General features: G+C 50.6%; 25 protein-coding genes. 13 read left to right on the top strand and 12 right to left on the bottom strand.

The window, feature by feature from the left end:
- Positions 1-77: 77 nt before the first annotated feature.
- The 3 genes from NEV57_RS08445 to NEV57_RS08435 all read right to left on the bottom strand — a co-directional run bounded on the left by NEV57_RS08445 (position 78) and on the right by NEV57_RS08435 (position 5,616).
- Complete coding sequence (locus NEV57_RS08445) at positions 78-1,949, bottom strand: DUF2075 domain-containing protein (protein WP_257657877.1); 1,872 nt, start codon at positions 1,947-1,949, stop codon at positions 78-80.
- Positions 1,946-2,275: a nucleotide pyrophosphohydrolase gene (locus NEV57_RS08440; protein ID WP_257657876.1), complete on the bottom strand. Its 330-nt coding sequence runs from the start codon at positions 2,273-2,275 to the stop codon at positions 1,946-1,948. Before NEV57_RS08440 ends, NEV57_RS08445 begins: the two co-directional genes overlap by 4 nt.
- 197 nt (positions 2,276-2,472) lie before the next feature.
- Positions 2,473-5,616 (bottom strand): error-prone DNA polymerase, encoded by a 3,144-nt coding sequence (locus NEV57_RS08435; protein WP_257657875.1) that lies wholly within the window; start codon positions 5,614-5,616, stop codon positions 2,473-2,475.
- 195 nt (positions 5,617-5,811) lie between these two features.
- On the opposite strand from NEV57_RS08435, the gene NEV57_RS08430 reads away from it, so the two are divergent.
- Both NEV57_RS08430 and NEV57_RS08425 read left to right on the top strand, forming a co-directional pair.
- Positions 5,812-6,567 (top strand): ImuA family protein, encoded by a 756-nt coding sequence (locus tag NEV57_RS08430; protein ID WP_257657874.1) that lies wholly within the window; start codon positions 5,812-5,814, stop codon positions 6,565-6,567.
- Positions 6,568-6,573: 6 nt separating this feature from the next.
- Positions 6,574-8,076 (top strand): Y-family DNA polymerase, encoded by a 1,503-nt coding sequence (locus NEV57_RS08425; RefSeq protein WP_257657873.1) that lies wholly within the window; start codon positions 6,574-6,576, stop codon positions 8,074-8,076.
- Between the two features lie 128 nt (positions 8,077-8,204).
- Here NEV57_RS08425 and NEV57_RS08420 read toward each other — a convergent pair whose 3' ends face one another.
- Entirely contained in the window at positions 8,205-8,795 is a 591-nt protein-coding gene (locus tag NEV57_RS08420) for a Panacea domain-containing protein (RefSeq protein WP_257657872.1), read from the bottom strand.
- Positions 8,796-9,257: 462 nt separating this feature from the next.
- Entirely contained in the window at positions 9,258-9,482 is a 225-nt protein-coding gene (locus NEV57_RS08415; RefSeq protein WP_257657871.1) for a CDGSH iron-sulfur domain-containing protein, read from the bottom strand.
- Between the two features lie 435 nt (positions 9,483-9,917).
- Between NEV57_RS08415 and NEV57_RS08410 the strand changes: the two genes are divergently transcribed.
- The 9 genes from NEV57_RS08410 (at position 9,918) to NEV57_RS08370 (ending at position 16,896) form a co-directional block, all read left to right on the top strand.
- Positions 9,918-10,298 carry a toxin-antitoxin system YwqK family antitoxin gene (locus NEV57_RS08410; protein WP_257657870.1) on the top strand — a complete coding sequence of 127 codons (381 nt, stop codon included), beginning with the start codon at positions 9,918-9,920 and terminating at the stop codon, positions 10,296-10,298.
- Positions 10,299-10,540: 242 nt separating this feature from the next.
- Positions 10,541-11,161: a hypothetical protein gene (locus NEV57_RS08405; RefSeq protein WP_257657869.1), complete on the top strand. Its 621-nt coding sequence runs from the start codon at positions 10,541-10,543 to the stop codon at positions 11,159-11,161.
- Between the two features lie 272 nt (positions 11,162-11,433).
- Positions 11,434-11,991 (top strand): hypothetical protein, encoded by a 558-nt coding sequence (locus NEV57_RS08400; protein WP_257657868.1) that lies wholly within the window; start codon positions 11,434-11,436, stop codon positions 11,989-11,991.
- Between the two features lie 284 nt (positions 11,992-12,275).
- Complete coding sequence (locus NEV57_RS08395) at positions 12,276-12,860, top strand: Pvc16 family protein (RefSeq protein ID WP_257657867.1); 585 nt, start codon at positions 12,276-12,278, stop codon at positions 12,858-12,860.
- A gap of 38 nt (positions 12,861-12,898) precedes the next feature.
- Entirely contained in the window at positions 12,899-13,153 is a 255-nt protein-coding gene (locus NEV57_RS08390) for a hypothetical protein (protein ID WP_257657866.1), read from the top strand.
- A gap of 21 nt (positions 13,154-13,174) precedes the next feature.
- On the top strand, positions 13,175-14,623 hold the full coding sequence (locus NEV57_RS08385) for a phage tail sheath family protein (RefSeq protein WP_257657865.1): 1,449 nt from the start codon (positions 13,175-13,177) through the stop codon (positions 14,621-14,623).
- A gap of 11 nt (positions 14,624-14,634) precedes the next feature.
- On the top strand, positions 14,635-14,856 hold the full coding sequence (locus tag NEV57_RS08380; RefSeq protein WP_257657864.1) for a LysM peptidoglycan-binding domain-containing protein: 222 nt from the start codon (positions 14,635-14,637) through the stop codon (positions 14,854-14,856).
- A 2-nt stretch (positions 14,857-14,858) separates the two neighbouring features.
- Complete coding sequence (vgrG, locus tag NEV57_RS08375) at positions 14,859-16,604, top strand: type VI secretion system tip protein VgrG (RefSeq protein WP_257657863.1); 1,746 nt, start codon at positions 14,859-14,861, stop codon at positions 16,602-16,604.
- 1 nt (position 16,605) lies between these two features.
- Entirely contained in the window at positions 16,606-16,896 is a 291-nt protein-coding gene (locus NEV57_RS08370; RefSeq protein WP_257657862.1) for a PAAR domain-containing protein, read from the top strand.
- A gap of 238 nt (positions 16,897-17,134) precedes the next feature.
- On the opposite strand, the gene NEV57_RS08365 is transcribed toward NEV57_RS08370, so the two are convergent.
- The gene (locus NEV57_RS08365; RefSeq protein WP_257657861.1) at positions 17,135-17,356 is read right to left on the bottom strand and encodes a hypothetical protein; all 222 of its coding nucleotides are present in this window, start codon (positions 17,354-17,356) and stop codon (positions 17,135-17,137) included.
- Between the two features lie 228 nt (positions 17,357-17,584).
- Between NEV57_RS08365 and NEV57_RS08360 the strand changes: the two genes are divergently transcribed.
- Entirely contained in the window at positions 17,585-18,223 is a 639-nt protein-coding gene (locus tag NEV57_RS08360; RefSeq protein WP_257657860.1) for a DUF6624 domain-containing protein, read from the top strand.
- Positions 18,224-18,287: 64 nt separating this feature from the next.
- On the opposite strand, the gene NEV57_RS08355 is transcribed toward NEV57_RS08360, so the two are convergent.
- The 3 genes from NEV57_RS08355 to NEV57_RS08345 form a co-directional block, all read right to left on the bottom strand.
- Complete coding sequence (locus tag NEV57_RS08355; RefSeq protein WP_257657859.1) at positions 18,288-18,572, bottom strand: GNAT family N-acetyltransferase; 285 nt, start codon at positions 18,570-18,572, stop codon at positions 18,288-18,290.
- Between the two features lie 84 nt (positions 18,573-18,656).
- On the bottom strand, positions 18,657-19,373 hold the full coding sequence (locus NEV57_RS08350; protein WP_257657858.1) for a 3-ketoacyl-ACP reductase: 717 nt from the start codon (positions 19,371-19,373) through the stop codon (positions 18,657-18,659).
- Positions 19,374-19,704: 331 nt separating this feature from the next.
- Positions 19,705-20,274, bottom strand: a complete 570-nt coding sequence (locus NEV57_RS08345; protein WP_257657857.1) for a hypothetical protein — start codon at positions 20,272-20,274, stop codon at positions 19,705-19,707.
- Between the two features lie 149 nt (positions 20,275-20,423).
- Between NEV57_RS08345 and NEV57_RS08340 the strand changes: the two genes are divergently transcribed.
- Positions 20,424-20,828 (top strand): hypothetical protein, encoded by a 405-nt coding sequence (locus tag NEV57_RS08340; RefSeq protein ID WP_257657856.1) that lies wholly within the window; start codon positions 20,424-20,426, stop codon positions 20,826-20,828.
- A gap of 26 nt (positions 20,829-20,854) precedes the next feature.
- Here NEV57_RS08340 and NEV57_RS08335 read toward each other — a convergent pair whose 3' ends face one another.
- The 3 genes from NEV57_RS08335 to gloA2 are packed head-to-tail and all read right to left on the bottom strand — an operon-like array spanning position 20,855 to position 23,401.
- Complete coding sequence (locus NEV57_RS08335; RefSeq protein WP_257657855.1) at positions 20,855-21,694, bottom strand: hypothetical protein; 840 nt, start codon at positions 21,692-21,694, stop codon at positions 20,855-20,857.
- Between the two features lie 55 nt (positions 21,695-21,749).
- Positions 21,750-23,018 (bottom strand): hypothetical protein, encoded by a 1,269-nt coding sequence (locus NEV57_RS08330; RefSeq protein WP_257657854.1) that lies wholly within the window; start codon positions 23,016-23,018, stop codon positions 21,750-21,752.
- Complete coding sequence (gene gloA2 / locus NEV57_RS08325; RefSeq protein ID WP_257657853.1) at positions 23,015-23,401, bottom strand: SMU1112c/YaeR family gloxylase I-like metalloprotein; 387 nt, start codon at positions 23,399-23,401, stop codon at positions 23,015-23,017. Before gloA2 ends, NEV57_RS08330 begins: the two co-directional genes overlap by 4 nt.
- Positions 23,402-23,475 lie beyond the last annotated feature (74 nt).

Here is a 23,475-nt window from a genome sequence, read left to right as displayed (position 1 = left end):
CTATCATTCTGGGGCACTAAACACATTCTTAGTATAGATTTATGAAAGTGATATAAATTTCATTTAATCAATATCGTCTATCGTAATTCTTGACCTATTATCTGCTCCCTAAAATACGCCGCCGTTTCCTCATCCGTAAAATAAACATAACAACCTTTCATCCCTCGCGTAAGCAAGGTACGATAGGTGTTTTTGATGATTGCCCGGAGAAGGGATTTAGCATGTTCCGGCCGTTCCTTCATCATTTTCTTCCACCCATGGATGCTTTTATCCATCGAGGAGCGTTGCTTGGGGTCTACCAGTACTTCACCATTGCGAACGATAAGGTCATCACCTACGATGACACCGATGTAGTCTACCTCTAAGCCTTGGGCCGTGTGGATGCAGCCTACCTCCGTAACCGAACCGGGATCGATAATGAATCGGCCACCATAATCCTTCAAATTCCATCGCATGCGGAAATCGTATTCGGGGAATTCGATATCATAGGCTGACTTGTTGTTCTTACTGTCCCAATCCCAGCAATACCCAGCTACCAAGCGGGCCTTATTCGCTTCCTTGTTCTTCTCATAAATAAGCTCCTGTAACGCCTTAGGATTGTCCATTACCCGGAAATCAAACTCAAAATCAGCGGCTGAAAATACGGGGTTAGCCGTGTCCCGGATTTGAAGCACGTGATCTACCCACGCTAGGTAGCCGTCCGAACCGTTGCAGCGGAACTGTGACTCCAATTGCAGCTTGTGTACCTTAATGCCCATCTCGCCAGCAAACTGCTCGATACGCGCGATATCGCCATAGTCATCGATGTGTACACGCTGGTTTTCATCTATGAAAAAGATGGAACAGCAGGCAGTACGCAGAATCTCTTTGATCTGATCCTCTCCGTTCCGGTAGGGGCCGGTTTGTTTGGTAAGGCGGTGTGCCTCATCTACAATAAGCGTAGATATACTGTTGGGTAACGCGTGGATGTAGGAGCCGGAGCCGACGAAGAGCGACCGTAGCTCTACCTTTTTCCGCTCGCCGGAAAGTTTATCGAAATAGACATCGCGCGGAGCGGAGGTTTTGGTTACATACTGCGCCATCTTGCCGCTGCGAATGAGGTTGATGAGCAGGTTGACGGCAATGACGGATTTACCGGTTCCCGGCCCGCCTTCTACGATGAGTACGTTTTTATTTTGCTCGTGCGAATGCAGGGCAAGGTTCTTCGCATTTTCATAGACGACTTTCTGATCATCGATCATCAGAAATTCTTTGTTGCCCTGAATCATGCTCTTTAGGCTATCGGCAAGTGTTTTGGTGGGGCGTATTTTGCCGTGGTCTATACGGTATAGGATATTGGCCTTATCGCCCTGTTTGATAAACTGCTTGATAAAAGCGCGCAGCTGCAATGCATCTGGCTTAAGAAAGATGGGTGCCTTTTTGAGGTAGTAGTCATAAAAGGGATTTGCAATAACATCATCCGGCACATAGTTATGCAGGTAAGCACAGGGGTGCAGCTGGATGTTTTCTTCATGCACGGTAGCGTTGAATGCCTGCAATAGCGCGGCGTATGACCAGGCTTGGTATGCTGGGTGGCTTGTTTCGGCAAGGCCCTTTTTGTATTGGGTAACCACCAGCCCATCTTTTTGGGTAAGGCTTGCGCTTTTCCATCCCTTAAGCTCTACAATGATTACGTTTTCCTGCGCGCCATCGGTACCGCTAATAATGAAATCAATGCGCTTGGAGGTTTGCGGGATGTGGTATTCAATGCTGATACCGCAATCGTCCGGAATATCGCGATCGCTCATGACGCGCTCCATATAGCCCAGCGAATGCTTGAAGGCATTGAGTTCGGCCTGGGCTACACGAAGCCCGGCTTTCTCAAGCAAATGCTGTGAAATGATGTGGTCTATATCATTGGTGAGGATATCATTACTGAAATCCTCCTTTGTTCGGCTGTAAACAATCATAGGTCGGTATACTTGGTAGCGCTGCCCTTGGCTTTCTCTACCGGGTATTTGGTTGCGTTTTTGGCAATTTTATCTAACACAATCTGGTTGACATCCAGGTTATATTTGGCGGCAAGCTGCAGGGCAAAGGCAAATACATCAGCCAGTTCTTCTTTGACTTTTTCGGGATCGGCTTCTTCGGCTTTCTTCCACAAGAAAAGTTCGTTTAACTCGGCGGCTTCAATGCTTAAGGCCAACGCCAGGTCTTTGGCATTATGAAACTGTGCCCAATCGCGCGCTTCATTGAATTCCTTGAGTTTGTTGATAAGGGTTTGCCAATCGCTCATGTCCAGATACTTCGGTTTGAGAGCTAAAGATAGGGAGTTTTACGGGGATGTGGTATAAGGATGATTGCAGAATATCTAAATCTGCTGTATAGTGGGTTAATTTCTTTAGAACGCTTAGTGATATGGGTATTGCGGGAAATTAGTACGTAAGCCAATGATTCCCGGCTATTCCGGATCAGAATAGCTGGGACCAGTGGCTATTTAAAATTCCGCCCTTTATAGAAGACGGCTTCATTATTATCGGCATCTCCCTTACTGGACAAGCCTTTCAATAGGCCGTTGCTGTTGATGCAGCGCTGGGCGATCACGTGGATAACCTCTCCCTCGATCTGCAATTTGCCCGACACCAGCAGTAGCCGGGCCTGGAGGATATCCCGCCGGTATTTCTCAAAGACCGCCCCCCATACCACCACGTTGGCAAATCCGGTTTCATCCTCAATGGTAACAAACAACACGCCCTTGGCCGTGCCGGGCCGCTGCCGCACGGTAATGAGGCCGCAGACTTTGACGTGCATGCCATTTTTCATTGCAGCCAGCTGCTCCGTTGGGGTAACGTGCAGCAGGTTCAGCTGCTCGCGCAGGAAGCTCAGCGGGTGTGCTTTTATGGAAAGTGAAGTAGCAGCGTAATCGTGTACCACGTGCTCGCCGGTGGTCATCAGCGGCAGCTGGATTTGCCCTTCGGTGGTGGTTTCGGCGGGCTGCCCGGCAAAGAGCGCCTCGGGGCGGCTTTGCAACGCAGCGACCTGCCACAGGGCCTGCCGCCTGTCGAGACCCAGTGAGCGGAAGGCGTCGGCATCGGCCAGCTTTTCCAGCGCCGCGGGGGATACGCCTGCATCGGCCAGCGCCGCCACGGTGGTGTAGCCGCTGCCCCGGGCCTGTACCAGCGCATCGGCATCTTCCTGGCCCACGCCCTTGGCCTGCCGGAGGCCCAAACGCAGGGCATGGCGCTGGCCAAAGGTGCCTTCGAGGGTGTTGTCCCACGTGGAGTGGTTGACGTCGATAGGCAGCACGGTAACGCCGTGCTTGCGGGCGTCGATGACGATCTGGGCGGGCTGGTAAAAGCCCATGGGCTGGCTGTTGAGCAGCGCCGCAGCGAAGATATCGGGGTAGAAGCACTTGATCCAGCAGGATACGTAAACGAGCAGGGCAAAGGAAACGGCGTGGCTTTCGGGAAAGCCGTAGCTGCCGAACCCCTCGAGCTGCCGGAATACGCGGCTGGCAAATTCTTCGGTATACCCTTTTTTGATCATCCCATCCACCATCTTCTGGCGGAACTGGCTTACCTCGCCCTTAGCCTTGAAGGTGGCCATGCTGCGCCGAAGTTCATCGGCTTCGGTGGGGGTAAAACCTCCGGCCACGATGGCGATTTCCATGGCCTGCTCCTGGAACAGGGGTACGCCCAGTGTTTTTTCGAGGATATCCCGGACTTCCTCCGAGGGGTAATCGACAGTTTCCTCGCCATTGCGCCTCCGCAGGTAGGGATGCACCATATCGCCCTGGATGGGGCCGGGCCGTACGATGGCCACCTGGATGACCAAGTCGTAGAAGCATTTGGGCCGCAGCCGCGGCAGCATGGACATCTGCGCCCGGCTCTCGATTTGGAAGACGCCCAGCGTATCGGCATGGCTGGTCATTTCGTATACCCGCGGATCGTCCTGTGGGATGTTGGACAGCGTAAGCTCGAGGCCGTAGTGCTGACGGGCCAGGTCAAAGGCCCGGCGGATGCAGGTGAGTATACCCAGCCCCAGCACATCGACCTTGAGGAAGCCCAAGGCTTCCAGGTCGTCTTTATTCCACTCGAGGTTGGTGCGATCCTCCATGCGGGCGTTGAGGATGGGGCACAGCGCATGCAGGTTGCCCTCGGTAATGACAAAGCCGCCGGTGTGCTGACCGAGCTGCCGGGGGAAGCCCATGAGCTGGCGCGTGAGCTGGAGCACCTTGCGCAGGTGGGGATCGGCGGGGTTAAAGCCGTGCTCACCCAGGGACGACTCATCGATAGGGCTGTCCCAGAAGCCGCCGATGACACTGGAAAGGCGCCCCACGGCATCCAGCGATAGCCCCATGGCCTTGCCTACATCGCGCAGGGCGCCCTTCTGCCGCTGCTGCGTGACGGTGGCCACAATGGCGGCCCGGTGGCGGCCGTATTTCTCATAGATGTACTGGATGACTTCCTCGCGCCGCTCGTGCTCAAAATCGACATCGATATCGGGTGGCTCATCGCGGGCATCGGACATGAAGCGGGCAAACAGCAGGCGGAACTTGGCGGGGTTGACCGAGGTAATGCCCAGGCAGTAGCATACGGCGGAATTGGCGGCCGAGCCACGCCCCTGGCACAGGATGCCCCGCTCACGGGCAAAGCGCACGTAATCGTATACGGTGAGGAAATAGGAGGCGTAGCCTTTCTTTTCGATAAACGCGAGCTCCATGGCCAGGGTATCCCGGGTGGCCTGGGGGATGTCATCGCCAAATTCGGTATGGGCGCCCGCCCAGGTGAGGTGTACAAGCTCTTCCTGCGGTGTGCGCCCGCCGGTGGTGAGCTCGGTTGGGTAAACGTACTCAAGGCTGTCAAGCGAAAAGCGGCAGGCTTCGGCAAGGGTTTCGGCATTGCGGATGGCATCGGGGTACTGGCGGAACAGGCGGTGCAGCTCATCGACGGGCTTGAGGTACCGCTCGGCATTGGGGTGCAGCCGGTAGCCGGCGGTGTGGATGGTGCATTTCTCGCGGATGCAGGTGAGCACATCCTGCAGTTCGCGCCGCCCGCGGATATGGTAATGCACGTCGCCCAGGGCCACCATGGGCGTGTCCAGCTGTTCGCACAGCTGGTGGATGCGGAACAGTAGCTTGGCATCATCGCCCCGGTAGGTGCGGCTGGCGCCAATGTGAAAGCTGTTGCCTAGTGCTGCGCGGTATTCCTGCATGTGCTGGATGTAGGATGGCTCCAGTTCGAAAGCGGGCGTCAGGCCATCGGGCGGCACGGCGATGAACAGCAGGTCTTCGAGGTAGGCGTAGACATCGGATTTATAGAGGTGGCATTGCCCCTTTTCTGCCCGCAGGTTGCCGTCAGTAAGCAGCTTGCAGAGCCGTTCATAGGCGGCACGGTTGGTTGGGTAGGCCAGCAGGCTGGGGCCATCGAGCAGGTCGAGCCGGCAGGCGGGAATGATGGGTATGCCGTGCTTTTTGGCGGCAATGTGTGCACGCACGACGCCGGCCAGGCTGTTGCGGTCGGTAATGGCTATGGCACCATAGCCGAGTGCCGCGGCTTCTTCGACCAGCTCCTCCGGGTGGGATGCCCCACGCAGGAAGCTGAAATTGGTGGTTACCTGTAGTTCGCTGTAGCCCATACTGCACGTTTTAAGCCATATTATTGGCAATTTCGGGTGTATTGGACAAATATATTACTAATTATATTAGCCGTCAAGCATTGATTTAGTGGTGTTTCAATAATTTAGATAAAAACAATATTAAACAAAACAGTTTATTACTAATATTATTAGTGTTAACTTTGCTTACTGCCCAGGAGGGTAACGGATGGAGCCATGATAGTAACAGCGGAAAACAAAAGGGAGGTAATCAGCCAGTTGCAGCGGAAAATGCTGCATTGGCAGGGCTATCAGGCAACGGCCAGGCATACTGTGCGCATGAGCCTGGGGCCGGTGGAACGGGCATTTCCGAACGGGGTGTTTCCCGCCGGCAGCATCCACGAGTTTATCGCTGCGGCCCCGGAGCAGGCAGCGGCTTCCAGCGGGTTTATCGGGGGGCTGCTGACCCGGCTTATGCGGCAGGAAGGTGTGTGCCTCTGGATCAGTGCATCGCGGACGCTTTTCCCCCCGGCGATCGGGGCTTTTGGCGTAACGCCGGACCGCATTGTTTTTATTGATATGAAACGCGAAAGAGATATTTTATGGGCCACGGAGGAAGCGCTTAAGTGCAGCGGCCTGGCGGCTGTGGTGGCCGAGCTGCGCGAGCTGGATTTTGCGCAGTCGCGGCGGCTGCAGCTGGCCGTGGAGCAAAGCCGCGTGACGGGCTTTGTGCTGCGCAGCCAGCCGCTCCGCATAGGCAATACGGCCTGTGCTGCCCGCTGGCAGGTTAGTCCGGCTCCCAGCGCGCCGGAGGCGGGGATGCCGGGCGTGGGACTGCCCCGCTGGCGGGTGGAACTGCTAAAAGTGCGCAATGGCAGTCCGGGGGCCTGGACACTGGAATGGGCTGCAGGCCGGTTTGCTCCGGTGGCTGACCCGCACAAACAGACGGTGGCACTGCCGGAACGGCTGGTGCCGGAACAACGAACAGGGTGATGTACGATGACAGGACGCTTTGCTGCCATATGGTTCCGTTATTTAACGACGGACTGGCTGGCTATCCGCCGGCCGGAACTGCGGGGCGGGCTTTTTGCCCTTGCGGCACCCGTTCATGGTCGCATGGTGATATCAGCGGTTAGCCCAGCGGCGGAGGCGCAGGGTGTAACCGCCGGAATGGCGGCGGCGGATGCCCGGGCGTCCGTGCCGCAGTTGCTGGTGCTGGACGACCGGCCGGGGCTGGCCGGCAGGCTGCTGAAAGCGCTGGGGTTGTGGTGCATCCGCTATACGCCTACGGTGGCCGTAGCCCCACCCGACGGACTGACACTGGATATCAGCGGCTGCGCGCATCTGTGGGGCGGTGAGCAGTTATACCTCGAAGAGATCGCTACCCGGCTGGGCAGTAAGGGCTATCAGGTGCGGATAGCCATTGCCGATACCATCGGCACTGCCTGGGCGGTAGCGCGCTTCGGGACGGGGGCAGCTATTGTAAAACGGGGTACCCAGCTGGACATCCTGCCTGCCCTCCCTCCTGCCGCGCTGCGCCTGCCGCCGGAGGTGCTGCTGCGGTTGGAGAAATTAGGGCTCCGCACTATCGGCACATTTATGGGCATGCCACCGGCCGTGCTGCGCCGGCGCTTTGGTGACGGGCTGCTGCTACGGCTGCGGCAGGCGCTGGGCCAGGAGGCGGAATACCTGCAGCCCCTGCAGCCGGTGCCTCCGTATGAGGAGCGGCTGCCCTGCCTGGAACCCATCTGCACGGCCACCGGAATTGAGATTGCGGTACAACGGCTACTGGAGACCTTATGCCGACGGCTGCTCGGCGAGGGCAAGGGACTGCGAAAGGCGACGCTGATGGGTTATCGCATTGATGGCAAAACCGTGCAGGTAGCTATCGGCACCAACCGCGCTACGGCCAACGCCGCACACCTGTTTAAGCTTTTCGCGCTGAAAACACCCCTGCTGGAACCGGGCCTGGGCATTGAGCTGTTTGTATTGCAGGCACCGAAGGTGGAAGATGCGGACCCGGTGCAGGAAGCGCTGTGGGGCAGCGAACAGGGGCTTGGAGATACCGCACTGGCCGAGCTGCTGGACCGGCTGACGGGCAGGGACAACTGCTGTACGGTAAGCCGTTACCTGCCCGACGAGCACCACTGGCCGGAACGGTCGATCAGGCGGGCAACGGCCATTAGCGAGCCGGTTGCCAGTGCCTGGCGCACTGACCGGCCCCGGCCCGTGCGGCTGCTGGCCAGGCCGGAACCGATAGATGTAACGGCGCCCATACCGGATTACCCACCCATGGTATTCCGGTACCAGGGCACGGTGCACCAGGTAAAAAGGGCGGATGGACCCGAGCGTATTGCACGTGAATGGTGGATGGACGAAGGCGAGCACCGGGATTACTACTATGTGGAGGACGACCAGGGCCGACGGTACTGGCTGTTCCGCTCGGGGCATTATGACGATGAACGCCCCAAGCGGTGGTTTATCCATGGGTTTTTCGCTTAGGAGGTAATTATAGATGTGGCTGGGATACCAAGACCGGGCTGCTCGAAAAATAACATGGATTGAAAATAAAGGTGCTGGGCTGAAACATAGTGTGGAATGTAGAGTTGACTAGTAGGCAAATACAATACTTACTTCATCGACTTGGACATGTCGAGGTATTTGATATGATCTACATAACGTCGTTTTCCTTCGTCATCCAACAGGGTACTGAAATCGATTTGATGATCGGTGGTCATAATCTTTTCGGCAAGTAGCCCTTCCAATACACCATTTTTTTGAGCAGTCATCGTCCATGGTGAATGTGGGCGGTGGGTGAGATTGACCAGTTCCTTGGCAGTACATTTCCCAAACCGATCGATGACGTGATCCATAAGGGCTATTTCGTTATCGGAAAATTCACCATCATCAAACGGCCTTTTGGCCGACACATATGCCCTTCCTCCCTCATCTAGTGAGGTTTCTATGTAATTCCTTAACAGCTGCTGCTCACTGGAACTGAGATCCACAAAGAGATCCTTTGCAACTGGACCAAGTTGCCAAACTTCGAAATCTAAATTCAAAACAGGCCGCGCATAGGCTTCTATGGCTGTTTCCTCTATAAAGTATATGAGTTTGAGTAATTTATTTTTGGACAAATCAGGAATCCGCTCTGCAAAATAGATAAGGATGTTACCTGCTTTTTCGATTTCATTTTGTGTATAGATATGTGGTTGTCTCATTTTGCTACAATGTTTCAAACTAAAAAAAGGTTTAAATAGCTAAAATCATGAACAATTATAGGAGTTGACTGTGCAGTGTATCTGCGTCAATGGAATTTTTTCTGAAGGACAACACCAGCGACGGAAAATATTATTTGCCAGCTACTGCAACAGACCTTTACTTGTTTAATCAACAGATGTTTTCAGTACGGGGACGTTCAATTCAGCGGTTCTAAAAATCAGGAAGGGAGATATTCCGTTGATTTGTCACGGGTGATATTGGCAGTGAATTCCGCGTAATCCAGGGCGTAAGTAACGAAGGGTATTTTTTGGAAGTAAAAAGCCGACGGTTTTTAGAGCCCTTGACTATCAGATCAAGTAGTGGCTATTATATCTGGCGCTAGCCACCCAAAACTAAAGAATTCCGGGGCGCGCGCGTTACACTGCGGGAATTCCCTCCGTCGCCGGGCCTTTAAATACGAATTACTGCTTTTTTGGAGGCAGATCAAATGCTACGGCTTCATGCTCAAAATGCCCATTGTGTGAGCCATCACAGAAAGGCTTGTTTTTAGACATTCCACATCGACAGATACCTAACACTGTGCGTCCCTGAAGACCATACGCGTTGCCACTTTTATCGACGATTTCAAAATCGCCTTCTATTTTCACTGACCCATTATTATTAATGGTAAGTCTTGTTTTTGCCATAGGAAATTACTAAAAACTCAAAAGTAGAACATTCCGGGACAGCTCGGGCAGTCCGATTTTAATTTAGAACCGTTCTGTGGGGCCGTCCTACTAGTTGTTGGCTTGCCCGGATTCGAAAACGGTTGCTGGAGAAGAGGGCTTACCCCTCCTACTTTCAACGGATGACCTTTCCAGTTTTGGATTTTGGATTATAAACCCCTACCTTTAGCTAACAACTAACCCAGCCAAACTCTTGACGGCTGATTTTCACGCGGTGAGCCGCAAAACCTAATAAGCCATGAAAAACCAGATGATCCATTTGGTGTATTCTGAGGAAAACTACATTGATCCGCCCTTCGCGATTTTCGACGACAGGTCGGAAGCGCTACGTTTTACTGAGCACTTTAAGGAGACTCGGGGAATTTCAGCGATGATCAGGAATAAATAGCAAAACTTATGAAACAGAAATCTCCGCCATATACCGATAAGATCGTGTACGTGAATAAACTGGCATATGAAAAAGATAACCCTGACAAGCTTTTTACGGGGAGCTGCGGATTTACAACGGATGAAACCGATTGGATCATCCAAAAATTTGAAAATGGGGTGCTTGTTTACCAGTCGGTACAGCTGAAAACGGGGATGAGCGAAACCTTTTTTTTAGGCAACGGCGTGACACGGGTAATTATCTATGATGAAAATGGGCTGAAACGGTTTGACAACCATTTCAAAGATCTGGTATTGTGTGGGGAAACCATCATTTATGACGACGAGGGTAAACCGATGATCCGCCAAAATTACCTCGATGGAAGGAAAATTGAAGAACAATTCTTATAGTGATAAAAAGAACTGAATGGAAAAATGTAAATTACTGCCAAGCATATTGTTGATGCTGTCGGCTCGTTTGGTTAATGGTCAGGAGGCCGATGTCACCGTAATACCAGGACCTGTCAATTAATACGTATAGGATAACGAATAAATTTAGATCGATTAGTTTAAATAGGCGCGAAAGATAGTCAAAAAAGTAAGGCTGATAAGTTGAATAAAAAGATAACTATATTTGATACACTAACTTAAACATGATGAACCGACCAAAACTAACCCTATTACTTGTCTTGGTAATGGTAAACATAGCAGCCTGTAGTAAAAAAGCGGAGGTGCCGGTAAGCAAAACCAGCAAATTCCGGATGTTTAAATCAGACAGCGAAATAAAACAAGCTCTTGGAGATTTCCTAACGGGATACCACGGATATAATACGGTTAACTCCAATTACGCAGATTTCCTTGCTGGCGTTACCGATCGGCAATTTGTAGTCTCATGGGGAGAAATGGGAACAGCCGGAATCTTTAGTTATGATAGAGGAGTACTCGGCCATATTCTTGCCGAAAAAACATTCCTCAGAGAGAGCGAAAATAACAACCCGTATCATGAACCCATCAATGATTACCGGCTTGGGAAACCTCCCTATTCCAACATTGAGATTTTCTCTAACAATGATAACGATAAGCCAAATTGGCGCTATATCATGTTTATTTTAGACGATAGTGGCACCTATATTAATGCTAAAATAACTGTTTTTGGCGGTTTCGACGTTCCCGCCGGCTCCGTAATGACACAAGAAATATACGAAGCTGGCCCAAAACAGGCGAGTGAGGCCGAGGCCGTTAACGCGCTGCTGAGCCTTCTCGAACCATCGTAAGAGTGAATTGTGTTTCAAGCTTAAATCTAACCATTCGAAAAACTGCCCGTTCCCCTTCCCTATGGCCCGACAAATGAGCCTTGGGGAGTCAGAAGGTGCTGTGTGATGGATGCTCGGGAAAACGGCAAACATTCTTCCGCATATATAGGGGTTGTCCAAGCGATGGTGGAGTAATCTGTAGGGCCAATGGCTTTTTGGCATCCGTTTTGGTTAAAATACAATAAGCGTGCTGATGAAATCACGCACACTACGACAAAATTTTAATCATTCGTATGAAAACGATTCACCCAGTTTTAGTATTCATTTTGATTTTCGCCGCAGGCTTTTTAACTTCTTGCAGCAAAATCAAAGAAAATCTGAAAGCAGATTTTGACTATGAAGCAGAGGCCATTACCTTCACTATACCAGCGGTACCGATTGCCGGCGTGGACTTTGAAGTGACCAAGGAGGTAGCGATGGATCTGGATGCGATTATCCAGCTAAATGCCCCTTTGGTCAGTGCCGATAATGTCAGGAAGATTAATCTCACCGGTATTACCATCGAACTGGCAGATGCCGACGAAGACAACAACCTCCAGAACCTGGAAACGATCCGGGTGGCGGTCGGAGCCGATGGTGTTGGAGAGAAGGTTATCGCGGAGATTGCCAACAATCCGGATGTATACAAAACCTCACTGTCCATTCCGGTAACAGACGGTGCAGTGGATCTGAAACCGTATATGATGAAGGGAAAGTTTGACTATAAGCTAAATGTCAAACCAAGGAGAGGTACGACCAAATCTATAACCGTCACGGTTAAGACGTTTTACACGTTCGTCGTTGGGGTGTAGTGGTCCTTTCGTTATAGATTCAAGTATGTTAAGCAGATTAGTCATTTAATCGACCAAGATCGGTTAGCCTCCTACGGCAGGTGGTTAACACGGAAGTTAAGTTTTTGGAGTAGGTGCTTGTAACAACCTGTAAACCATTATTTAGCAAGAATACGCATACATGTCAGAAAGCGATCATTCTGCATGAAAAGATTATTAAAAAAAATATAATTTAGTTAAATATTGTTATCTTAGACCTGTAACTCATATAATCGACCAATTATAACACGTTTTGAATTTCTTCTATGATATACCAGTCGTTGAGTTTCCTTACGGAACAGGTGAATGCCTACCTCCAGACTCTTGAGGAAAATGCCGATTTGCCCGAAAAGTTTGTTGTCTTAAAGAATGTGGCACAACTTACGGAACAGGAAAGCATGGCGCTGGATAATGTGTTTATTACGCTGGTCAATATCTCGGAAGAATCGACCATGAAGAATATTCCGAATTACAAGCAGGAAGGTGGCTCTACCATTTACCGAAATGCGCCCGTATACCTCAACATGTATGTGCTGTTTTCCAGTTGCGTAACCAAATCATACGAGAAGTCGCTCAGCTACCTTTCCCAGATTGTCGCGTTCTTCCAGGGGAAGAACACATTTACCAATCAGAATAGCCCAACCCTCAACGAGGACCTGAACAACTTTAAATTTACACTGGACCTTTTTTCTCCCACCTTTGAACAGGCCAATTACTTATGGAGTACGCTTGGGGGAAAACAGTTCCCACATGTTTTATACCGGATGCGGCTTGTGGAAGTATTCAGAGACAACCGGACAGAAAGCCGCGGAATTATCAAAGAAATAGAATTGAACAACAGTATCAGTTAGGGATTTTGTGCGGGTGGGTTACTTTTTAAACTAGCCCAATGAACCTGAATTTAATGTACCAAACGGTTTTTACGCTCCGGTTCAAGAACAGGTATACGTTCTGGCGGTATATCGGGGTTGATTTTGGCGCCAACTCGGTGAGCGATACCACACTACTGCTTACCCGGCAGGGGTTTATCCCGGTCAAGGTAAAAGATAAGAACGGTGTACTGACCACGACAGAGCTTCCAAATCCTGCGGTTCAGATGATCAAACCGGAAACGAACCAGGTCTTCTCAGAAATATATGTCTAAAATATAGTAAATAAAAAAATCATGGCATACAAAACCCCCGGTGTCTATGTAGAAGAAACCCCACGTCTCCCACCATCTGTAGCAGAAGTCGAAACGGCAATCCCAGCCTTTATCGGCTATACACAAAATATTTCGTACAATGGTTTACCACTACTTTACAAACCGACGCGGATCAAATCGCTGAAGGAGTACGAGGAGGTTTTCGGGTTTGCCGAAAACACCGTTTTCAGCACAGCGGGGGCAACCGGCCTGAAGATCAATAAAAGGGGTAACCGTTTCGTGACCGACGGAGCGATTACAGACCCGTTTTCTGCCTTGAAATTCAGGTTATACTATAGCCTGCAATTGTTTTATGCCAATGGAGGTGGACCTTGCTATATCGCCTCGTGCGGACAGACAGGTGCGGCGGTTGATCCGGCGTTGGCTGATTTTGAAAAAGCATTTGACGCCCTGCAAAAGGAAGATGAACCGACCATGCTGCTGATGACGGACGCATTGACACTGACCATCGATCAATATTACGGACTTTATACCTCCAAGGGGCTTGCGCAGGCCGCCTTTCTGAAAGACCGCGTCGTACTGGTTGATCTCTATATCGATGCCGCAGATAAGGGGATTAAGTCGTTTGCCGACCTGGCGACTGATTTCAGGACAAAGATAGGTGTAAATAACCTCAGCTATGGTGCGGCTTATTATCCGTGGCTCAGAACCACACTGCCCTATGCGCTCAATGAAAAACTGCAGCCCGTTGTAAGGGGAACAGGCGCTTCGGCGGCCGAAATTCCCAACAATGCTGTGCTCCGGGACGATGAGAACCCAACCGCATCCATCTACCACGTGAACAGTGATCTCTATAATGTTATCCATAAGGAGATTAGTAAGTTTACCATTATTGCACCTCCATCACCGGCTGTAGCGGGCATTTATGCCTATGTAGACAATACCCGCGGCGTGTGGAAGGCTCCGGCCAATGTGAGTCTGAACCTGGTGAAAGAGCCGATGGTGAAAATTGATGACGAAGATCAGACCGATATGAACGTAACCAGCACCGGAAAATCGGTAAATGCCATCCGCGCTTTCAGCGGAAAGGGTATTTTGGTCTGGGGTGCACGTACGCTGGCCGGGAATGATAATGAATGGCGTTATATCTCGGTCAGGCGGTTCTTTAATATGGTGGAAGAGTCGGTAAAAAAATCAACGGAACCCTTTGTTTTCGAGCCGAACGATGGCAATACCTGGTCGAAAGTGCGCGGCATGATCGAAAATTTCCTGACGCTGCAATGGCGGGCTGGTGCCTTACAGGGCGCCAAACCGGAAGAAGCCTTTTTTGTCAAAGTCGGGCTCGGCGAAACCATGACCGCGCTGGATATTCTTGAAGGGCGCCTGATTGTCGAAATCGGAATGGCCGTGGTACGGCCTGCTGAATTCATTATTCTGCGCTTTAGTCACAAAATGGTTCAAACTCCTTAATAACCAAGATCATGGCCTATAAAACACCGGGCGTTTATGTCCAGGAAAATGCCAGCTCGCCCGATCTGACCCACGTGCGTGTGGTTAACGAGGGCGATACCCTGCCGCTGCTCTGCTACCAAATCTATGGCGACTCGAAATATTACATCGAAGTGGCGAAAGTAAATAAGCTCCAAAACTTTCGCTACCTCGCTAAACGAACAAAGATCAAGTTTCCACCCTTAGCCAAATAAAGATGCCAGACAGCCGGATCATAGAAACCACGCGCCCCAGTACTGTTGTTACTCCCCTTATTAAAATTGACGGAGCGGAGATTGCACGTACGTTTAATATCGAGAGCATTGTGGTGGAAAAGGCGGTTAACCGCATCTCCTCAGCGCGGGTGATCTTCATTGACGGCGATGCTGCCGGTGAGCAGTTCAAAGCCAGCAACGAAAACCTGTTTATTCCCGGCAAGGAAATTGAAATTGCCTGCGGATACGAATCAGACACGTATACCTTGTTTAAGGGAATAATCATTAAACATGCCATTAAGATCAGAACTGGCACATCTAAACTGGTTGTCGAATGCCGGGATAAAGCCATCGCCATGACCTTGTCTCGCCGGAGCAAGTATTTTCCTGACAATACGAAAGACAGCGATGCGATCAGCGAGATAGCCCGCGATTACAGCGGCCTGAACACGGATATTGAAACAACCGATACTTCGCACAAAAACCTGATCCAGTATGAGGCTTCTGACTGGGATTTCATCGTCAACCGAGCCGAAGTGAATGGTAAACTGGTATATACGGACGATGGAACCCTGGTTGTCAAAAAGCCTGACCTTTCGCAGGGTACTGCCCTGCCGCTGACTTTCGGCGCGACTATACTGGAGCTGGATGCCGAAATCGATGCACGTAATCAGCACCCAGAAATCAAAAGTCGATCGTGGACACCGGCCGACCAGGCCATAGACGAAGCTGAAGCACAGGCGCCTTCGGAACTTAACGGGAACCTGACGGTGAGCGATTTGGCCAATGTATTTTCCGACGACATCAACCTGAATCATGGAGGCAATATTCCGCAACAGGAACTGAAGGCTTGGGCCGATACCTTAAAGCTGAAACAGGTGTTGAGTAAGGTTCGCGGCCGGGTGCGGTTCAAGGGCGTGCATACGCTTAAGCCGGGCATGCTGGTCGAGCTGAACAGCCTGAGCGACCGTTTTAATGGGAAAGCTTTTGTAAGTGGCATACAGCATACCATCATTGCCGGGAACTGGCAGCTCGATGCGCAGCTGGGGCTGGAACCTGATTGGTTTACCGAGAAATTTGAGACCAGCATCAGGCCCGCTTCGGCATTGATTCCGGCTGTTTCCGGCTTGCAGATTGGGCTGGTATCGCAGTTGGAAAGCGATCCGGACAGTGAATGCAGGATATTGGTGCGCCTGCCGATCATCAACCCTGATGAACAGGGAATCTGGGCCCGCGTGGCCACGCTCGATGCCGGAGACGAAAGGGGAAGCTTTTTCCTCCCGGAAGTTGGCGACGAGGTGATCGTCGGTTTTCTGAACGATGACCCACGCCAACCGGTGGTGCTGGGCATGCTCAACAGCAGCGCCAAACCTGCCCCACTGCAGGCATCGGATGAAAATCATGAAAAAGGGATCGTCACACGGAGCAAGATGAAGGTGATCTTTAACGACAATAAAAAATCGTTGATTATTGAAACCCCGGCTGGAAAAAAAATCACGATGGACGAAGATGCCGACCTGATCAAACTGGAAGACGACCATAACAACGCCATCACCATGGACAGCAACGGCATTACCATTGAAACACAAGGAAAAATCACCCTGAAAGCGCAAAAGGATTTTGAAGCCGAAGGAATGAATGTGAATATGAAAGCCAACACGGGATTTACGGCAGAAGGCTCGGCAAGCCTCGAAGCTAAGTCCAGCGGAACGACAACAATTAAAGGTTCAATCGTACAAATTAACTGATATGCCGCCAGCAGCAAGAATCGGAGATATGCATGTATGCCCGATGTTCACGGGGCCTACCCCCCATGTCGGCGGTCCGGTGATGCCACCCGGAGCGCCAACGGTATTAATCGGCGGTCAGCCGGCCGCCTGCTTAGGCGATCTATGCACCTGCACAGGTCCGCCGGATACCATTATCAAAGGATCATCCACAGTGATGATCAGCGGAAAACCCGCGGCCCGACTGGGCGACAGTACCGCGCATGGCGGCACCATAGTGATCGGGCTGCCGACTGTAATTATCGGAGGATAAAGCATGGAGAAAATACCCTTTATAGGCAGGGGCTGGAGCTTTCCGCCTCATTTCGAAAAAGCATCGAAAAGTGTGGAAATGCTGGAAGGGGGTTTTTACTTGCTGTGAATGCAGATTAATATTGCTGAATCGGTTAGGTTAACAACAAATTAGGCAGGCACTGGGGGAAAAGCTGAAAAGAATGACGGTAAGGATAAAACAGGTAGCTGATGAAAACAACACGGATAATAGCTCCCGACTATTCCGGACCAGAATAGCCTGGATTTAACTTCCTTATACCGGATTGATCGGTTTTGGTGAAGTCATAATTAAATCCGGCGGTTAAACCCCATTGCTTTACGGGTCGGTATTCATAGTTCAGTCCGCCGCCGTATACAATTCCCTTGGTGTTCGGGTTATAGCCGGCAAGGGCACCCAGATCAAGGTAATGCTTCTGTTGTGGCGATGGGTCGGTTTGCATTTGCTGTGGCCGTAATAGCTACTAGAACGGCCACAATGAAAAGTTGATGTTTGTGCACAATGTAATTGTATGTCGCAAACTCAACCAACCAAACTACAGACAATCAGACATTTAACAATTTTAACTTTCTTTACATTAATTAACAAATAGTCATCTGATCGAACAAGATTGGTTATATTTACCTCAATGATAGCAAGCGTAATGGTCTTTTGTCTAAAAAGGATGGCTATGCCGGGTCTCCTGATTTTATTGATTGCCCAAACCAGCTGCAGTACGCTCAGCGATGATACAGGAGGGCAAAACATGGCAACGGATTCAGTGCCTTACGATTCACTAAGGCTTGTACTTGAAGCGGTGTACGATGCAGATCAAGCGATCAGGCAAGAGCTCATAGCTTCCTGGGGTGGAGATGTGGGAAAGTTATTCAGCGGCATGGCGCAAATTGATTCAGTAAATCAAATGAAAGTCAAAACGATCCTGTCGGCCTATGGTTGGCTTCCACAGACTAAGGTGGGCGAAAAGGCCTCCGATGCGATTTTTCTGGTTGTGCAGCATGGTGGGGAGGAACTGATCCGGGAACATCTCCCCCATTTAAAAAAACAGGTCAAACAAAACGAAGCAAAAGCCACCCATGCAGCCATGATGGAAGATAGGCTGCTGATGTATGAGGGCAAAAAGCAGATCTACGGCACACAGGCTTCGGGCGATACGACAGGCGGTGGCTTCGTTTGGCCGATCAAAGACCCGGAACGGGTCAATCAATTGCGCAGGGAGAAAGGCTTCGACCTAACGGTAGAGGAAAACGCGGAACGACTGGGTGTCCGGTACAATCCAAAGCAGGAATTGCCCAAAGCAGTCAAAGACTGATTTTACCAACGGACTTGTTTGCTTTGTTAACTGGAATTGAAGGTACTTAGTTGACGGCGGTAGTTTATGTTTTTAAAACATCCTGAATATCTTCGAGTTTTTTGAATAGGCTTGCCGCAAACGGACATAACGGCATAATCTTGATGTTTTTCGCCCTGGCCATTTCCACGATTTTGTATAGCATTTGCTTGCCCACCCCTTTACCATTATACGCCGGCTCAACTTCGGTATGGTCTATGATAATCAAGGCCGTTCCGGCGATGGAATAGCTCATCATCCCTGCACGTTCACCATTTTCCTGCGCGATGGCAGCGCCCTTGGCATCGTTCTCTTTCAATAGTATTTCCATGGTTGCTTTTTATAGCGATAAGTCTTTTAGTGTTGTCCGGCATCAGCATAACGGGCCCTGGTTTCTTATGCCGGCAAAGCCAATCTACGGGTTTGTACTGAAAATGGACCCATTGGCAATCAGTGCACGGCGATTCATCTTCAGGATATCCAATACCCACTGCGCAAAATCTTCGGGCTGCAGCACTTTCTCGAGATTGCCATCGGTTAAGTTCAACTGCTTGCTCATATCGGTAGCGATGGTGCTCGGGGTCAGGGTAATGACACGGATATCATCTTTACGCCATTCGGCCATCATCGACTGTGAAAGGGAGATCACCGCGGCTTTGGATGCGGCATAGGCAGACATGCCAGCCCCCGCTTTCAGTCCGGCGGTAGAAGCCACATTCACCACATCTCCCTGTCCGGATGCTTTCAGGTATGGATACACGGCTCTGGCAACATAGTAAACGCCGTAGAGGTTGGTATCAAAAACTTTCTTAAAATCTGCCGGGGACAGCTCCATCACAGTACCAAATTGCGCAACGCCGGCATTATTGATTAAAATATCTACACCGCCCAATGCGTCGGCCAGCTGCTTGATGCCGCTGTTCACTTCGGCCTCATTTGCCACATTAAATGCCGCATAGCTCGCCTCCACACCATGCCCGCGAAGCTCGGACATCGCCGTTTGCAGGTTTTCCTCATGTTGTCCGGTAATACCGACATTTACACCTTCAGCGGCAAAAGCCAATGCAATGGCTTTCCCTAAGCCACGGCCCCCGCCTGTTATGATCGCCTTTTTTCCTTTTAAACTACTCATCTTTGTTTGTATTCGTTGATTCGTTCAAAAATAGGAATATTCCGGGGAAGTACAGCTCGCGTTTACTGCTGACCGTGTACCCGTGGGCAAGGTGCGGCAGCTGCATGGCGTTTTGAAGCGTTAGCAGGTTCGTGGTTGCCCTCCGGCATCCGCAGTTTGCAAATTTCCGAAACAAAATTTGGCTATATATACGTTGATGATAGCAAGTGTAATGGCTGTTTGGCTGAAAAGGATGGTTTTACCGGTTCTCGCCATTTTACTGATTTCCAGTGAATCCCGGCTATTCCGAATCAGAATAGCCGGGATTTAACATCCTTATACCGGATACCGGCTACAGACCAAATTTGTAGCGCAGCCCCCCGCCTACTTTCAGCGGCCCGGCACCGAAGGCTCCGCCGATAATCTCTAAATATTGGTTGTTCCCCAGCGGGATCTGGTAACCCACATAATAATGTTGATGGAATCCATAACGATCGGTAACGGCGGTACGGACGCCATCGTCCATTTTTGCCCAGCTTCTTTCATAGGCCAGACCAAATGAAGCGCCGACAAAGAAACGGCCGATGTAACGCCTTGCTCCTACACTTGCAGAATACATCCCCAGCCCCCAATAATCGGCTTTTGTGCTGGTAACCCCGGGAGCGCCGGTTGTCCATATACCGGATTGATCGGTCTTGGTGAAGTCGTAATTAAATCCGGCGGTAAAACCCCATTGCTTCACCGGCCGGTATTCATAGTTGAGCCCACCGCCGTATACGATTCCCTTGGTGTGCGGGTTGTAGCCGGCAAGGGCACCCAGATCAAGGTAATGCTTCTGTTGTGGCGAAGGAACGGTTTGCGCGTTTGCTGTGACCGTAATAGCTACTAGAACGGCCACAATGAAAAGTTGATGTTTGTGCATAACGTAATTGTATGCCGCAAACTTAACCAACCAAATTACAGACAATCAGACATTTAACAATTTTAACTTTCTTTACATTAATTAACAAATAAAGGGGTATTGGGATCGGCATTATTCTACCGTGAGATTATTGCGTATATTTATTGAGTATGGCACAAGAAGACTACTTGAAAAAACAAATTGACCAGCTTGGACTTGTATTGGCCAGGTTGTTTTCCGACTTACTCGGACGGAAAGATAAGGGCCAACTGAACGATGGGATTGAAACCATAAACCAAGCGCTTGAAAACGGGTTGGGCCTTGACATCCAGAAACTGGCTGACATTCCCTCCGACAACTTGATAGACACACTCAAAACACAGCAGGGGCTAACCAATGAAAGTTTAGATAAACTTGCTGACATACTTTTATTCATTGCGGATAACAACCCTGGCGATCACAAAAAACTGTATGCACAATGCTTGACTATTTATGAGCATCTGGAAAAAACAGACAGCACATACGTGCTTGACCGGCATTGGAAAATTGAACGGATTAAAAAAGCGTTGTCATAAGGGTTTGGCGTAATGTTGGCGTACAATTACCTCGGCGGCATAGGTGCTTCCACCGGGAAATCGTTTACGTCCGGGCACTCGATACTGAAAATAGGGACATCACTGGTACGGATCACCCGGCGCGAGATGCGCGGCGTTATCCGCTTAATGCGGTCTGACTGGAGGTAGTGTACCATCTTGAAATGATCGACCTGCACATTGTGCAATAACCGCAACTGCTCAACCAGCACCTTCAGTATCGGGGTTGAATCAGGCTGTTTTTCGAATGATATGCCTTCTACGACGTATTGATTGTCCTGCTGTTCAAGGGTTAGCTTTTTGCCTGCATAGGTAGCAATTGAATTGACATCAACATAAAGCTCATCGTATTCTTTCGGGATCTGATAGGTATACAGCGTGGTGAGAGAATCTCCCTGATCGGCCGGACGGTTTATCGCTACGGTTACCTCATCGAAATCTGACCGGTAGACGCCGAGCTGCTGGGTATTGCTGTACGGACATGTTGGTTCTTCCTTAAAAATGGGCCGGAATGAGCCGGTGCTGCCCAGCTGGAAAAAGGCCTGCTGGTCGCCAAATCCGGTGAACAGGATCTGCCCGCCGTTTTCGTTACCGGTGGATACATAGAGTTCAACAGCATCCGGGTTATCAATCACTAATTCGGCCTTTTGCTTGTCAAGGGAGTGCCACTTGCCCTGATAATACCGCTCATTGGCAAACAGGTGATAACGCCCAACCTCCTCGATCACCAGCCGTACCTCGGGCTGGCCATCAGTTTTCGCCGGTGCGATGTAGTAGCCTGCAAATTGCGCGGAGGCACCCAGGCCGGGTAATAGAAACAGCAGCGGAAGGAAAAGGAACTTCATCATCGTTCAATCGGTTCTTACCCGGGTAAATGTCGTGTTTTTGGGTGAATCAGCAACGTTATTTTTTCTGCCAGCAGGTAATTTCCGTTAGTTCATCCGTGGCGATATTCCAGGTATACTGAAGTGCGTATTCGTCAACAAAAGCAATAATTTCCCACACGTTTTCCCGGATTTCCCGGGCATATACTTCCTTGCCAACAAGCCACGAAAACAAAAAGTGCTCACCGGCATTCGGGGTATCCTCCCGTTGGGCAATCTGCAGCTGGAATTGGGTAAACACCTCTTCATAGCCGATTTCAGCAAAGGAAACAGCAGCCGGGAGCAGCTGTTCACTGCCAACTATCCCAAGGCCATACAGCAAATCACCCAGCAATCCGGCAGCTTCCTGCCGGTAGGCTGCTTGCCATGCCTCATCCGGACGCGGGAGCCGGGCCAATGCCGATTTCCTCATTTCAGTGTATTCAGCACGGTGTGCCCGGATGAAATCCCAGGTCAGCTGTTCCGCCCCTCCGGAGGATGGCGTCGTTACTGACTGATCATAAAGCGACCAGCGGAATGCCTGGATTTCATGGAGAAGTTTCAGCCGCGGTGTGTAGCCGTCAACCTGCACATCCTGTATCCATCCGGCTGCCTGAGGCGCACCGGTATGCACCAGCAGCTCCAGACCGGTTATCCCATTGGTGTGGATATCCCAATGGAAACGAATAGCATATAACCGGTTTAGGTAAGTGAGTTTCCATTCAGTTGCGGCAAGCTGATCTGCAAACAGCATGCTCCCGGAGGCCATCCGCACGGCCATATCCGTCCGGCTCATTCCGCGTTCCTCGGTAAGGTAACGAAATGCAAAGCCCGACAGGACGCCCAGGGCTGTCTGGGTATCGCTGGCATCCAACGTACGGATATTGGAAAAGTCCTGCACGACATCGATAACGTCATAGAGCCCGATTGCTTCGCCCTTAAAATCCCGTTCGATATAGGCCATATCCACTGGCTCATATCCGGGCAGTTCTGCCGGTGCAGGCGGGTAACGCCTTAGGCTTTCCAAACGGAGTTTGTGGTAGGTGGTTTGGTGGGCTTCATAAAACTGCTGCATCCGTTTGTACACGGGATGCTGTTTGATGGTGGCTGGTGTGTGCTGTTCCGCACGGGAAAAGGCAGTCAATTCAGCCCGCTTCTCATGCCGGTAGGGCAGCATCCATTCATCGATCTGTGCTCGCAGCTGATCGTCTTCGGTCATCGCCGCCTGCTTTACCTGGGCCAGGCCCGGTAAAAGTCTACCCAGCAGGAAGAGGGCGATAAGCAATCCTCTTAGTTTTAGGGATGTCATAACTCGTATAATTCGATAGGTAACTGGTCGGGGTCCCTAAAAAATGTAAATTTCTTCTGCGTGTATTCATCAATCCGTATCGGCTCCACGGTGATATTACGGGATTGGAGAAAAGTAACCCATGCTGAAATATCATCCACCCCGAAGGCAATGTGCCGCAGCCCGGTTGCTTCGGGCGTGGTGGGGCGTGCCGGCGGATCTGGAAAAGAGAACAACTCGATCAGGTACTGCCCGTTCAGGGATAAATCCAGTTTGTACGATTGACGCGCTTTCCGGTAAACTTCATTCACGACCGTAAAGCCTAAAACTTCGGTATAGAATTTTTTGGAGGCTTCATAATTTGAGCAGATAATGGCAATGTGGTGCAGCTGGCTTATTTTCATTGTAAAAAGCGAAAAAGCAAATTTACAATTCCGGGCGGTCAGTTCAATAAATGATCGCGCTGGAAATATCCGTT

It is taken from the genome of Parapedobacter lycopersici (genome assembly GCF_024643285.1).
In the GTDB taxonomy this organism is placed as follows: Bacteria; Bacteroidota; Bacteroidia; order Sphingobacteriales; family Sphingobacteriaceae; genus Parapedobacter; species Parapedobacter lycopersici.
The sequence above is the reverse complement of the archived record's forward strand: the minus strand, read 5'-3'. Positions and strand labels throughout refer to the sequence as shown.

Coding starts and splice junctions, on each gene's coding strand:
- NEV57_RS08445 (WP_257657877.1), bottom strand. CDS start 1,949: ATGATTGTTTACAGCCGAACAAAGGAGGATTTCAGTAATGATATCCTC.
- NEV57_RS08440 (WP_257657876.1), bottom strand. CDS start 2,275: ATGAGCGATTGGCAAACCCTTATCAACAAACTCAAGGAATTCAATGAA.
- NEV57_RS08435 (WP_257657875.1), bottom strand. CDS start 5,616: ATGGGCTACAGCGAACTACAGGTAACCACCAATTTCAGCTTCCTGCGT.
- NEV57_RS08430 (WP_257657874.1), top strand. CDS start 5,812: ATGATAGTAACAGCGGAAAACAAAAGGGAGGTAATCAGCCAGTTGCAG.
- NEV57_RS08425 (WP_257657873.1), top strand. CDS start 6,574: ATGACAGGACGCTTTGCTGCCATATGGTTCCGTTATTTAACGACGGAC.
- NEV57_RS08420 (WP_257657872.1), bottom strand. CDS start 8,795: ATGAGACAACCACATATCTATACACAAAATGAAATCGAAAAAGCAGGT.
- NEV57_RS08415 (WP_257657871.1), bottom strand. CDS start 9,482: ATGGCAAAAACAAGACTTACCATTAATAATAATGGGTCAGTGAAAATA.
- NEV57_RS08410 (WP_257657870.1), top strand. CDS start 9,918: ATGAAACAGAAATCTCCGCCATATACCGATAAGATCGTGTACGTGAAT.
- NEV57_RS08405 (WP_257657869.1), top strand. CDS start 10,541: ATGATGAACCGACCAAAACTAACCCTATTACTTGTCTTGGTAATGGTA.
- NEV57_RS08400 (WP_257657868.1), top strand. CDS start 11,434: ATGAAAACGATTCACCCAGTTTTAGTATTCATTTTGATTTTCGCCGCA.
- NEV57_RS08395 (WP_257657867.1), top strand. CDS start 12,276: ATGATATACCAGTCGTTGAGTTTCCTTACGGAACAGGTGAATGCCTAC.
- NEV57_RS08390 (WP_257657866.1), top strand. CDS start 12,899: ATGAACCTGAATTTAATGTACCAAACGGTTTTTACGCTCCGGTTCAAG.
- NEV57_RS08385 (WP_257657865.1), top strand. CDS start 13,175: ATGGCATACAAAACCCCCGGTGTCTATGTAGAAGAAACCCCACGTCTC.
- NEV57_RS08380 (WP_257657864.1), top strand. CDS start 14,635: ATGGCCTATAAAACACCGGGCGTTTATGTCCAGGAAAATGCCAGCTCG.
- vgrG (WP_257657863.1), top strand. CDS start 14,859: ATGCCAGACAGCCGGATCATAGAAACCACGCGCCCCAGTACTGTTGTT.
- NEV57_RS08370 (WP_257657862.1), top strand. CDS start 16,606: ATGCCGCCAGCAGCAAGAATCGGAGATATGCATGTATGCCCGATGTTC.
- NEV57_RS08365 (WP_257657861.1), bottom strand. CDS start 17,356: ATGCAAACCGACCCATCGCCACAACAGAAGCATTACCTTGATCTGGGT.
- NEV57_RS08360 (WP_257657860.1), top strand. CDS start 17,585: ATGCCGGGTCTCCTGATTTTATTGATTGCCCAAACCAGCTGCAGTACG.
- NEV57_RS08355 (WP_257657859.1), bottom strand. CDS start 18,572: ATGGAAATACTATTGAAAGAGAACGATGCCAAGGGCGCTGCCATCGCG.
- NEV57_RS08350 (WP_257657858.1), bottom strand. CDS start 19,373: ATGAGTAGTTTAAAAGGAAAAAAGGCGATCATAACAGGCGGGGGCCGT.
- NEV57_RS08345 (WP_257657857.1), bottom strand. CDS start 20,274: ATGCACAAACATCAACTTTTCATTGTGGCCGTTCTAGTAGCTATTACG.
- NEV57_RS08340 (WP_257657856.1), top strand. CDS start 20,424: ATGGCACAAGAAGACTACTTGAAAAAACAAATTGACCAGCTTGGACTT.
- NEV57_RS08335 (WP_257657855.1), bottom strand. CDS start 21,694: ATGATGAAGTTCCTTTTCCTTCCGCTGCTGTTTCTATTACCCGGCCTG.
- NEV57_RS08330 (WP_257657854.1), bottom strand. CDS start 23,018: ATGACATCCCTAAAACTAAGAGGATTGCTTATCGCCCTCTTCCTGCTG.
- gloA2 (WP_257657853.1), bottom strand. CDS start 23,401: ATGAAAATAAGCCAGCTGCACCACATTGCCATTATCTGCTCAAATTAT.